The 11,164-nt window shown below is 52.0% G+C and carries 11 protein-coding genes; 1 reads left to right on the forward strand and 10 read right to left on the reverse strand.

Annotation, left to right across the window (positions count from 1 at the left end; genetic code table 11):
- Positions 1–46 precede the first annotated feature (46 nt).
- The 4 genes from B5G27_RS13695 to B5G27_RS13705 all read right to left on the reverse strand — a co-directional run bounded on the left by B5G27_RS13695 (position 47) and on the right by B5G27_RS13705 (position 1,556).
- Positions 47–406 carry a cupin domain-containing protein gene (locus B5G27_RS13695; RefSeq protein ID WP_087179418.1) on the reverse strand — a complete coding sequence of 120 codons (360 nt, stop codon included), beginning with the start codon at positions 404–406 and terminating at the stop codon, positions 47–49.
- Between the two features lie 90 nt (positions 407–496).
- Positions 497–931 (reverse strand): Rrf2 family transcriptional regulator, encoded by a 435-nt coding sequence (locus tag B5G27_RS13700; RefSeq protein WP_027424699.1) that lies wholly within the window; start codon positions 929–931, stop codon positions 497–499.
- Between the two features lie 78 nt (positions 932–1,009).
- Positions 1,010–1,231 (reverse strand): hypothetical protein, encoded by a 222-nt coding sequence (locus B5G27_RS15875; RefSeq protein WP_143449734.1) that lies wholly within the window; start codon positions 1,229–1,231, stop codon positions 1,010–1,012.
- Positions 1,188–1,556, reverse strand: a complete 369-nt coding sequence (locus B5G27_RS13705; RefSeq protein ID WP_087179419.1) for a hypothetical protein — start codon at positions 1,554–1,556, stop codon at positions 1,188–1,190. Before B5G27_RS13705 ends, B5G27_RS15875 begins: the two co-directional genes overlap by 44 nt.
- A 341-nt stretch (positions 1,557–1,897) precedes the next feature.
- Between B5G27_RS13705 and B5G27_RS13710 the strand changes: the two genes are divergently transcribed.
- Entirely contained in the window at positions 1,898–2,617 is a 720-nt protein-coding gene (locus tag B5G27_RS13710; protein ID WP_087179420.1) for a MerR family transcriptional regulator, read from the forward strand.
- 74 nt (positions 2,618–2,691) lie between these two features.
- Here B5G27_RS13710 and dnaB read toward each other — a convergent pair whose 3' ends face one another.
- From dnaB to B5G27_RS16085, 6 genes are all read right to left on the reverse strand, one after another.
- Complete coding sequence (gene dnaB / locus B5G27_RS13715; protein ID WP_087179421.1) at positions 2,692–4,038, reverse strand: replicative DNA helicase; 1,347 nt, start codon at positions 4,036–4,038, stop codon at positions 2,692–2,694.
- Between the two features lie 40 nt (positions 4,039–4,078).
- Positions 4,079–4,528, reverse strand: coding sequence for a 50S ribosomal protein L9 (gene rplI / locus B5G27_RS13720; RefSeq protein WP_087179422.1), 450 nt, complete (start codon positions 4,526–4,528; stop codon positions 4,079–4,081).
- A 2-nt stretch (positions 4,529–4,530) separates the two neighbouring features.
- Positions 4,531–6,582: a DHH family phosphoesterase gene (locus B5G27_RS13725; RefSeq protein WP_087179423.1), complete on the reverse strand. Its 2,052-nt coding sequence runs from the start codon at positions 6,580–6,582 to the stop codon at positions 4,531–4,533.
- Positions 6,583–6,797: 215 nt separating this feature from the next.
- The gene (locus tag B5G27_RS13730) at positions 6,798–9,380 is read right to left on the reverse strand and encodes an FAD-dependent oxidoreductase (protein ID WP_087179424.1); all 2,583 of its coding nucleotides are present in this window, start codon (positions 9,378–9,380) and stop codon (positions 6,798–6,800) included.
- 39 nt (positions 9,381–9,419) lie between these two features.
- Complete coding sequence (locus B5G27_RS13735; protein ID WP_087179425.1) at positions 9,420–9,818, reverse strand: DUF134 domain-containing protein; 399 nt, start codon at positions 9,816–9,818, stop codon at positions 9,420–9,422.
- An 88-nt stretch (positions 9,819–9,906) separates the two neighbouring features.
- On the reverse strand, positions 9,907–11,164 hold a 1,258-nt coding region (locus B5G27_RS16085), incomplete at its 5' end, for a hypothetical protein (RefSeq protein ID WP_162611256.1).

Genomic DNA, 11,164 nt, shown 5'->3' on the forward strand with positions numbered 1-11,164 from the left:
AAAAGTTATGGACATCTGCTTGCAGAAATGCCCACAACTTTAAAACTCATACTTGCTCGATTACTGCATCGTCGGCGGTATACGCTTCAAGAGAACCTGCCTTCACCTGGATACAGGCATAGCTGATCTCAGAATCATCTGCCGCGAAGAACTGTCTTTTCCCATCCGGCGCAATACGCACGATATCACCGGCAGAAAGCTCTATATCCTCACCGTCAACTACCGCTTTTCCCTTGCCGGAAAGAATGATGTAAATCTCTTCATTGGTCTTATGATAATGAACAAAAGGAACACTCGCACCTGCCGGAAGATGGTTGATGCTGATCTCAGCCCCTGTAAGTCCCAGCTGATCATGAAGTTCAGTTCTCGGATCGTTTGCAACACTTACCTTACTATAGTTAGACATTTCTGATACCTCCATTTGTTGTGATATTGATTGATACAACGGAAGTGTACCACCGCCATGTTGTGATGTCAAGTGTTACAACAAAACTTTTTAAGATTCTATAAGCTTGTTCGCATCCGCCATTACATCAGCTATGGTTATTCGCCGCATTTTATCTTCCATGGCATTCTGTATTTCTTCAAGCCTGTGATCCATGATCCTGTGAATGTTTCGTCCCACAGGGCATAACTCATTCGGATTCTCATGGAAATGAAACAACTGTCCATTTTCGACAGGCTCCACGGCATTGTAAACATCCAGAAGCGTTATCTCCGTCAAGGATTTCTCTATATCGGCACCGCCGCTTCCCCGCTTCACTGTTACAATCTCCGCCTTCTTCAGCTGCTGCAAGAGTCTTCTGATTACCGTCGGATTTACATTTGCGCTGGACGCAAGAAATTCACTGGTGATTTTATGGTCATTCTTAAATGTTTCAATTGCTATAAGCACATGCACCGCTATTGTAAATCTGCTTGAAATCTGCATTCTGACACCTCCATCGACTCTATCTTAAATCATTTTCGTTGTAATTTCAATAGTCACAACAAGGTGCGATTATCCCTTCTAGAATCGATCCATATCATCCTGAGATGCCAGAGTGCTGTATGATCCCTGGTTCTCATCATTCTGCATTTCCGTGTACATATCGTTGATGGTTCCGATAGTCAGAAGATCCATCTCCCCGATCTGCACACCAAGCTGCACCGCCCTTAGGAGTAAGAGCGGCGTTGTCATTTCCCGGTCAGTCGCTCGAAGTTTTTTTACTCTCCACCTGCGTCTGCACATTCAGCCCCCAAAGCTCAATGATCTCCGGAAGCACCTGATAAATGGAAAAAGTCCCGAACTGGTCAAGCCATTCATCCGGAGTATCCGGAACGCCCTGCGGATCCGCATGCTTCGCCATGATGTAGCTGATATCCTCGAACAGCTCCAGCGAAAAGGAATCCAGCGCGGAATTTTCCGGATCATTCTCGTCAATGCTTTTCTGAAGGTCATGAAGATCCTTATAGATATCCCTGTGGAACTTGTTCCTGTATATTCTCGGAATGGCCGCTGATGCCCTGAAAGTCACATCATTGCCATCAATATTCACTGTCTTTGTAAGTGCCATGATTAAATCCTCCAAGCTGTGCGAGTCAAGGAACGCTTTCAGATCGCGGCAGCATCTTGTACTTTCCCTTCCCGGAGTTTATAATACGCCGGACGACACTCTTATCATGCATGCCGGCATGACGCTGCGGTTTCCTGTCTATGAGCACAGTATAAACAGTAACCCACGGAAAGAAATTGTCGGAACTTCACGAACGATTGTTTCCTTCCCCCGCTCCCCCCTGTGCTATAATGTCCATAAAGCGGGGACAGCCTTCTGATGGCTCAGCCGTAACGCTTCCATGCATCTTCAATGCATCCCGCTTACAGATCCGCAGATCAGAATAGGAGGTATAAATATTAATGGGTGAGGTCAGATTTATGATTTCCGAGGCCGCGAAACAGGTAGATGTAGAATCCCATGTGCTCAGATACTGGGAGGAAGAGCTCGGCCTGAAGATCGGGCGCACGGAGATGGGCCACCGATATTATACCGATGATGACATCCAGCTTTTCCGCTGTATCAAGAAACTGAAAGATGAAGGTATGCTTTTGAGGGAACTGAAGCCGCTGATCCCGGAACTGCGGGAGACCCGGCTTAAGATCAGGTCCGAAGGATCCAGGGGAAAAACACAGGATCCCGGTTTGTCCGAGCCCCAGGCCGCGGCCACCACTGCACCGCGCGCTGAAGCTCCGGCCGCATCCCGGATTCCGGCACAGACAGCGCCTTCGGCTCCTTCCCGCACAGCAGCTCCTTCCGCCTCTCTGCCGGACGCCCCGTCCGTCCGCTCTGAGTCAGGAGACGTCATGATCCCCCTGAAAAATGTAGAGCAGGTGCGCGCCCTGGTTGGGGACGTCTTCCGGGAAGCGCTCAGCGAAAACAACACAGTATTAAAAAAAGACATCAGCAGTACCGTGACCGCTGATGTCGTACATGAAATGGATTTTCTCCTCCAGGCGAAGGAACGCCAGCAGGAAGAGCACTTCCGCAGGCTGGATTCCCTGATCCGCCAGCAGCAGGCGACCCGCAAAGAGTCTGCCAAAGGCAGCGCTATCATGCGCCTGAGAAAGATCTTTACATAGACGTCTCTGCTGTTCCTGCAGTTCATTCCCAAAGTGCACTGCTACTGCTCCTGCAGTTCATTCCCAAAGTGCCTCTACTGCTGCCGCAGTTCATTTCCAAAGCGTGTGTACTGCGGCATCCACGCAAGGCGCACGGTCCCGATGGGGCCGTTTCTCTGCTTTGCGATGATGATCTCCGCTATGTTCTTATCCTCTGTGTCCGGATTATAGTAGTCATCCCTGTAGATAAACATACATACGTCCGCATCCTGCTCGATGGCCCCGGACTCACGGAGGTCTGACAGCATGGGGCGCTTGTCCGTCCTCTGCTCCACCGCGCGGCTGAGCTGGGACAGCGCGATGACAGGTACGTTCAGCTCTCTTGCAAGCCCTTTCAGAGAACGGGAGATCTCTGAGATCTCCTGCTGGCGGCTTTCATTCTTTCTGCTGCCGCTTCCGCTCATGAGCTGGAGGTAGTCGATGATGATCAGGTCAAGTCCCTGCTCCAGCTTATATTTCCGGCACTTTGACCTCATCTCCGAGATGGAGATACCCGAGGTATCATCGATGATCATCCTGGAATTGCCGATCGTCCCGGCTCCCTCGATCAGCTTCTCCCAGTCTGTATCCGTCAGGTTTCCTGTCCTTAATACCTGGGCGTCCACATGGGACTCCAGGGAAAAGAGACGGTTCACGAGCTGTTCCTTGGACATCTCAAGACTGAAGATCGCCACCGCCAGATTCTGGCGGAATGCCACATGCTGGGCGATATTGAGCACGAACGCTGTCTTTCCCATGGAAGGACGTGCCGCGATCAGCACCAGGTCCGAGCGCTGGAGCCCGGACAGTTTATAATCAAGGTCAATAAACCCTGTCGGGATCCCGGTCACTGTCCCTTTTGTCTTTGACGCCTTTTCGATCACATCCAGGGCGTTGAGCACGACCTGACGGATAGGCACGTACTCCTGGGAGTTCCCGTGCTCCACAAGTTCAAACACCTGCTTCTCTGTCTGTTCCAGGATCTCTTCCAGGGGTTTATTTTCCAGATAGCAGGTGTTGGCTGTCTCCTCATTGATCTTGATGAGCCTGCGCAGGATTGCCTTATCCTTGACGATCTCCGCGTAATATTTGATATTTGCGGATGTCTGTGTGCCCGCGAGAAGTTCCCGGACATATTCCATGCTGCTGATCTCCGGCGGGACATCCTTTTCTTTCAGATGCTCCTGCAGGGTGATCAGGTCCACCGGACGGCCTTCTTTGAAAAGCTCCACCACGGCATCAAACAGGATTCCATACGCGGTCTGGTAGAAATCCTCTCCCGTGAGCATCTCTGACGCCACCATCACAGCATCCTTATTCATGAGCATCGCCCCCAGCACTGCCTGCTCTGCCTCAATGCTGTGGGGCGGTATCCGTTTCATTGCCGCTTCGATATTCTCCATGAAGAATCTCTCCTTAATGATCCCTTTTGCGAATTCCCTTTTACGCCTCTTCCTTCACGGACACTTTCAGCTCTGCCGTCACTTCCGGGTGGAGCTTTACAGCCACGATATGCGTCCCGAGAGACTTGATCGCCTCTTTGAGCTGGATCTTCTTCTTATCCACATCCAGGCCCATCTGCTCCTTCACTGCCGCCGCGATCTCCTTGCTGGACACAGAGCCGAATGCCCTGCCGCCCTCGCCAACCTTGATCGCGAGCTCTACCTTTCCTTCTGCAAGTTCCGCCGCCAGCTTCTTCGCGGCATCCAGATTCTCCTGAGCCACTTTTTTCTCATTGTTCTTCTGGAGCTTTAAGTCATTCAGGTTTTTGCCTGTCGCCTCTACCCCCAGCTTTTTCGGGAGGATAAAATTCCTCGCGTATCCATCGTTTACATTTACGATCTCTCCCTTTTTCCCGAGAGATTTTACATCCTGTAATAAGATAACTTTCATGTCTAAATATCTCCTTCCTCGATCATCTCGTCTATCGTCTCTTTCAGTATCGTGATCACTTCCTGGATATTCGTGTGGTCAAACTGCGCACCCGCGGAATTGATATGTCCGCCTCCGCCCAGCTTCTCCGCGATGATCTGCACATTGACCTCATCAATGGAGCGGGCGCTTAAGTAAATCTTTCCCTCATATACAGTCAGGACAAAGGAAGCCTTGATCCCGCTGATATCCAGGAGCTCATTCGCCGTCTGCGCGGCAAGCACGGTCGGGCTCTCGATATCGCCCGGGCACTCTGCGATGGCATATTCTTTCCGGTATACTTCCGCCCTGCGCATTGCCTCCGCTTTCGCGCGGTAAGATGCCATATCGTCGCGGAACATCTTGCGCACGCGCGTGATATCCGCGCCGCATCTCCTCAGGAATGCAGCCGCCTCAAAAGTACGCACACCCGTACGGTTCATAAAGTTCCTCGTATCGATCATGATCCCTGCATACAGGCAGTCCGCCTCCACTGACGGGATCTTAATGTCATCCGCAATGTACTGCAGCACCTCTGCCACCATTTCGCAGGAGGAGGAAGAATACGGCTCCACATAGGAGAGCACCGCGTTCTCGATCACATTGCTGCTCTGTCTGTGATGGTCCAGCACTGCAGTCATGCGGGATCGTCTCAGAAGCTCCGGGCACTCCGTCATCTGAGGCTTATTCGTATCTACCACCACGACCATCGTATTATCTGTAAAATAGTCCAGCGCCTGGTCTGATGTAAGGAAAATATCATCCTCATACGCCGGGCTCTCCGCGATCTCATCATACAGAGGACGCACAGACTCTGTCACTGTATTGATGATGATGTGCGCCTTTTTCTCCAGGCTTACAGCCGCCCTGTAAATCCCCATGCACGCGCCGAACGAATCCGGATCCGCGATCTTATGCCCCATGATCATGACCTGATCCTTAGTAACGATAAACTCACGCAGCGCCTCCGCCTTGACACGGGCTTTCACGCGGGTATTCTTCGCAGTCTGCTCCTTCTTGCCGCCAAAATAAGTAATGCCGTTGCAGTCTTTGATGACTGCCTGGTCCCCGCCTCTCGCGAGCGCCAGGTCGATCGCCACGCGGGCATACTGGTAACTGAGGGCGTATGTGGCGGTATTCAGCCCGAGCCCGATACTCAAAGTCGCTGAGCGGGCATTTCCGATATTGACCTGTTTTACTTCCTCCAGAAGAGAGAACTTATCTTCAGCGATCTTTTTATAGCTTTCTTTCTTAAGGACAATAAAATACTTGTCCTTCTCCATCTTTTTGACGATGCCGTCCACATCGCCGATGTATTTGTTGATCTTTCTGTCGATCAGCGCCACGAGGAGCGACTGGCGCACTTCCTCGACGCTCTCCATGACCTCATCGTAATTGTCAATGTAGATCAGGCCCGCGATCATCCTCTGATCTTCATTTTCCCGGATATACGCATTGAGCTCTGTCACATCCTGCATGGACACAGCCACAAAGAATTCTTCGTCTTCCGGTATCTGGAGAAGCTCCTCCTTCTGACTGAACCCCTGGAGTGACACGCGGCGCAGTTCTACCTGATAATCCCTGTCCTTGTAAGCCACTTCCATCAGGGAATGGTCCAGGTCCCCCTTGGGAAATACTCCCGGATGAAGATCCGGGATCATCTTATTTAAGTATTTTTCTTTCCTCGGTCCCTGCGTCATCAGGGCATCAAAGGCATCGTTCCGCCAGAGGATACGCCCGTCCTCCAGGGCGATCGCATAGGGCACGGCAAGCTCCTTTAACAGGGTGTGCTCGATCCCTTTGTACTGCGCTGAAAACTGGATCAGGTCCGCCAGGATCAGGGAACGGTTGTAAAAATACAGCCCCCCTGCAATGGCAAGATAGACCAGGATGAACACAGACATCATGAATCCGGCTTTTTTATCGATCATGTAGAGCCAGAGATTCATCGCCACAAGCAGGATCGTCATAATGAGCGGCCAGTTCATGTACATCCTGAGCTGTCCTTTTAAGCGCATACCTTTTTTCTTTTTCATAATGGTTTCACCTCATCCACATCTGCCGGCGCGCGGCAGACATGCATAATGCAGAACATAATGATTTTTTGCTATACCGTTCTATTATAGCATCTTTTGCCCTTTTTATCCACTATTAAAAAACGGGTGCGAAAAATAGACAGTGTAACCTGAGAAGAGCAGCGTCCCGCAAAACGCTGCTCTTCTCTCTTTCACTGCTCTCTTTATTTCACGCTCTAGCAGGTCGCCCCGCCTTTCAGGTGCTTCTGCGCCTTGATATTCTCTTCCTTGCGCGCCAGCAGGTCATCCGCAAGGAGCTGTTCCTGGACATTCTCGAATCCGAGCCTTGCCACGGTATCAGCGAACCGCTCGCCGGTGATGCCCTGCTCGCGGAACAGGAGGATCGCTTTTTCTACGATAGAAAGCACTTCTTCCTTATCTGTAAACACCTTATCCAGGTATCTTCCCTGGGCTACTTTCTTGCCCCAGCGCCCGCCGATGTAGACGCGGTAGCCGTTCGTGTAATCCTCCACCGCATGGAACGGACACTTGCCCACGCAGCGGCCGCAGTGGTTGCATTCATTCTCATCGATGGTGATCTTGCCGTCGACCATTTTCGCCACGTGGATCGGACAGTTGTTCTCGATCTGGCACACCTTGCATCCGCGGCACTTTTCCAGGTCGATCTGGGGCACTCTCTGCCCGATGATGCCCAGGTCGTTCAGATCCGGCTTCACGCAGTTATTCGGGCAGCCGCCCACCGCGATCTTGAATTTGTGCGGCAGCTTTACGCTGCTGTACCCGTGGAAAAATCTCTCGTGGATTTCCTCAGATAAGGCAAATGTATCGATCAGCCCGTACTGGCATGTGGTCCCCTTACAGGATACGACCGGGCGCACCTTGGATCCTGTCCCGCCGGTCTCCAGGCCAGCCTGCATGAGGTATTCCCTGAGCGGCTCGATATTATCAAAGGGCACGCCCTGGATCTCCATGGTAAGGCGGGATGTCATTGTGACTTCCCCGCTTCCGAAGCGCTCCGCTGCCTCAGCGATCGTTCTGGCCTCCTCGGCAGTGATCTTTCCGTTCCTGGTGATCACGCGCCCGTTAAATCTATCCGGCGTCCTCTTATCCTTCAGGAACCCCAGCGCCTTTACCCTTGTCTCTTCCTCTTTTGAAACCGCTGCATCTGCATTCTTCACTTTCACATCATTAAAGAATGTAGCTCCTTCCAGGACGACCGTATTTTCATAGCCGTAATAGCGCATCCTGTTCTGGAGGAAGTACGCTCTCTTTCCTTTCGCGCAGACGAGGAGGATCTTTTCTTTCTTGTCCAATCCTTCGATCTCGCCGTTTACCTTTGCCAGATTTACAAAGAACGCGCCTCTGATCGCCGGCTCAGGCTGCACGTCTACGATCTTATATCCTTCTGCTTTCCCCGCCGCGTACTCTGCGGGCGTCATACTGACAAAGGTGCCGTCCAGCTTGTTCATCAGTACATACACTGCCTGCACGAAGGGATGGATCGCTGTGGAGAACGGCGGCGCATACGCGAAGTCCGCGTTCTCGAAGTCTTCCAGGACAGCGCCCATGTTGATGCCCATGACCGCGATGTCCACCATCTTGTCCACCTCGCCCGGTCCGAACACCTGGATGCCAAGGAGCTTCCTTGTCGCCCGGTCCGCGATCAGCTTTGTGATAAAGAAGGATGCGTCCGGATAATAGTGCGCTTTGTCATCTGTGGGCACGAGCACTGTCTCCACGTCGTATCCCGCTTCTCTCGCCTGCGCCTCGGTCAGTCCGGTGCGGCCCACATTCAGCCCCGGGAGCTTTACGACGCCTGTGCCGAGCACACCCGGATACGTCTTCTGCGCGCCTGAGAGCACCTGCGCCAGGGTCCGTCCTTCCAGATTTGCGGAAGATCCCATTGGGGACCACTGGCGTTTCCCGGTGATGCGGTTTGTCACCATCACGCAGTCGCCCGCCGCATAAATATCGTCAACACTTGTCTTCATCTGCCCGTCCACGAGGATCGTACCCTTAAACATCTCGATCCCTGTGCCCTCAAGGAATGCCGTATTCGGGCGGATCCCCGCCGCCATGATCAGCATCTCGCAGGAGAGCATCCCCGCGGAAGTCTTCACACCGGTCACTTTGTCTGTACCCAGGATCTGCTCCGCGCTCGTCCCGGTGATCACGCGGATCCCTGCGTTCAGGAGATGCTTCTTTACATATGCCGCCATCTCCGGGTCAAGGATATTCGGCAGGACCTGTGACGCGAAATCAATGACCGTCACATTGACGCCTCTGACATGGAGGTTTTCCGCCGCTTCCAGCCCGATGAAGCCTGCGCCGATCACGACAGCTTTCTTTACATTATTTGTCTCTGCGTAGGTACGGATCCCTTCCGCATCATCCGGCGTCCTCATCTTGAACACACCCGGAAGGTCCTTCCCCTCGATGGGCAGTTCCGCCGCGGAAGCGCCTGTGGCGATCACCAGCTTGTCGTAAGGACAGGCTTCCGTCTCCCCGGTCTGCACGTCTTTTAACGTCACTTCCTTCTTCGCCGGGTCCACAGCCACAGCCTCTTTGCCCGTGCGCACTTCCACTCCGGTCAGACCGGAATATTTCTGCGGCGTATTCACGATCAGCTCATCCCTGCTCTCGATCAATCCGCCCACATAGTAGGGCAGGCCGCATCCCGCATAAGAGATGTCCTGATCCTTCGTGATGACTGTCACATCAATGCTCCTGTCTTCTCTTTTTAATTTTGCCGCAGTCTTTGTCCCGGCTGCGACGCCGCCGATAATAAGTACCTTCATGTTCTCTGCCTCTTTCCTTTCTTTGTTTTGACCGTCACATTAAGTTTCACTTTCTGCCTGCACCTGTTCACTCTGCTCTCTCCAGCCGATCGCCTGCTCCCGTTCCCGGTGGCAGCAGTGCTCTTCACCCTCGCATTCCGGACGCATTGCCGGGCAGACATAGACATCTCCCCCGCTGATGGTAAGATTCCTGCTGTTGACCAGCATATCCGCCACCTTCCGGCGCGCCTCGTCGTAGATCCGCGTCACCGTAGGGCGGGAGATCCCCATCCTCTCCGCGCACTGCTCCTGGGTCATCTGCCGGTGATCGAGCAGACGGATCACTTCGTATTCATCATATGTAAGATTCACGCTGCCTGACGCCTCGCATCCCTGCGGTATAAACCCGCCGGCGCGGGGCAGGGAACAGATGCAGCGCTGTTTCTGAGGTCTTGGCATATGAGCCCTCCCTTCCCTTTCCGCAAATGTGGGAGTATGTCCCCGGATATATGATCCTGATTTCAGTATACTCGGTTATGAGCATATGTCAATAATCAGACACGCTATTACTAGAATATTCCATAGATTCCGTCGAATCTTTCTGCAGGGCTTTTTGACACAAATGAATAAACTCTTCCATTGCTGTATTATCTGGATCAAAGTTTGGATGTGATCGGAGCTGTTCATAATAACTCTCCGCATCTTCTTCCTTACCTAAAAGGCGTGAGCAATAATATAACCCCTGTAACGCCCCAAACGACAGTTCTTTTTTCAGTTTCATTTTAGCCATCAGTTTATTCGTGCAGTATTCACTGTCAGTATCAATATTTCCACAATACAGCTCCAGTATAGCAAGATTGCCTATACTATAATTATTATATTTTGCACCTATCTGTAATATTTCTCTCGCCCGTTCAGGCATTCGGTGCCTAAGTTCTAAATAGGCATTTAATGAATATAACTGACCCTCATTAGGGAAACGCTTTATTCCTTCATTCAATATCCACCGTGCGGTATACTCCTGATCATATTCTCCGATATTAGCTTTCTGTTCTTCCAATTTTGCCCACGCTACCCATACAACACCATCTGCTCCTTTCTCCAAACACGCCTTCCGATAGATCCACAGCGCTGTATTCTCCTCGCTGTACTCCCCGGCTCCTCTCTCCTTCTCTTCCAGTTGCGCCCATGCGGTCCATGCATCGTAATTAGCAGTTTTTTCCAAACACACTTTCCGATAGATCCACAGCGCTGTATTCTCCTCGCTATACTTCCCGGCTCCTCTCTCCTTCTCTTCCAGCTGCGCCCATGCAGTCCATACAGCACCGTCAGCTCCTTTCTCCAAACACGCCTTCCGATAGATCCACAGCGCTGTATTCTCCTCGCTGTACTCCCCGGCTCCTCTCTCCTTCTCTTCCAGTTGCGCCCATGCCAGCCAAGCATCGTTATTCGCATTTTTCTCTAAACATGTCTTCCGATAGATCCACAGCGCTGTATTCTCCTCGCTGTACTTCCCAGCTCCTCTCTCCTTCTCTTCCAACTGTCCCCACGCTGTCCATACAGCACTGTCTGCTCCTTTTTCTAAACACGCCTTCCGATAGATCCACAGCGCTGTATTCTCCTCGCTGTACTCCCCGGCTCCTCTCTCCTTCTCTTCCAGCTGCGCCCACGCTGCCCATACAGCACTGTTTGCTCCTTTTTCTAAACACGCCTTCCGATAGATCCACAGCGCTGTATTCTCCTTACTATACTCTCCGGCTCCTCTCTCCTTCTCTTCCATCTTTCCCCAAGCCAACCATACCTTA

It is taken from the genome of Lachnoclostridium sp. An76 (genome assembly GCF_002161355.1).
Classification (GTDB): Bacteria; Bacillota; Clostridia; order Lachnospirales; family Lachnospiraceae; genus Mediterraneibacter; species Mediterraneibacter caccavium.

Excerpts from the sequence above, each read along its gene's own strand:
- B5G27_RS13710 (WP_087179420.1), top strand. The coding sequence starts at position 1,898 with ATGGGTGAGGTCAGATTTATGATTTCCGAGGCCGCGAAACAGGTAGAT.
- B5G27_RS13705 (WP_087179419.1), bottom strand. The coding sequence starts at position 1,556 with ATGGCACTTACAAAGACAGTGAATATTGATGGCAATGATGTGACTTTC.
- B5G27_RS13695 (WP_087179418.1), bottom strand. The coding sequence starts at position 406 with ATGTCTAACTATAGTAAGGTAAGTGTTGCAAACGATCCGAGAACTGAA.
- B5G27_RS15875 (WP_143449734.1), bottom strand. The coding sequence starts at position 1,231 with ATGTGCAGACGCAGGTGGAGAGTAAAAAAACTTCGAGCGACTGACCGG.
- B5G27_RS13735 (WP_087179425.1), bottom strand. The coding sequence starts at position 9,818 with ATGCCAAGACCTCAGAAACAGCGCTGCATCTGTTCCCTGCCCCGCGCC.
- rplI (WP_087179422.1), bottom strand. The coding sequence starts at position 4,528 with ATGAAAGTTATCTTATTACAGGATGTAAAATCTCTCGGGAAAAAGGGA.
- B5G27_RS13700 (WP_027424699.1), bottom strand. The coding sequence starts at position 931 with ATGCAGATTTCAAGCAGATTTACAATAGCGGTGCATGTGCTTATAGCA.
- B5G27_RS13730 (WP_087179424.1), bottom strand. The coding sequence starts at position 9,380 with ATGAAGGTACTTATTATCGGCGGCGTCGCAGCCGGGACAAAGACTGCG.
- B5G27_RS13725 (WP_087179423.1), bottom strand. The coding sequence starts at position 6,582 with ATGAAAAAGAAAAAAGGTATGCGCTTAAAAGGACAGCTCAGGATGTAC.
- dnaB (WP_087179421.1), bottom strand. The coding sequence starts at position 4,038 with ATGGAGAATATCGAAGCGGCAATGAAACGGATACCGCCCCACAGCATT.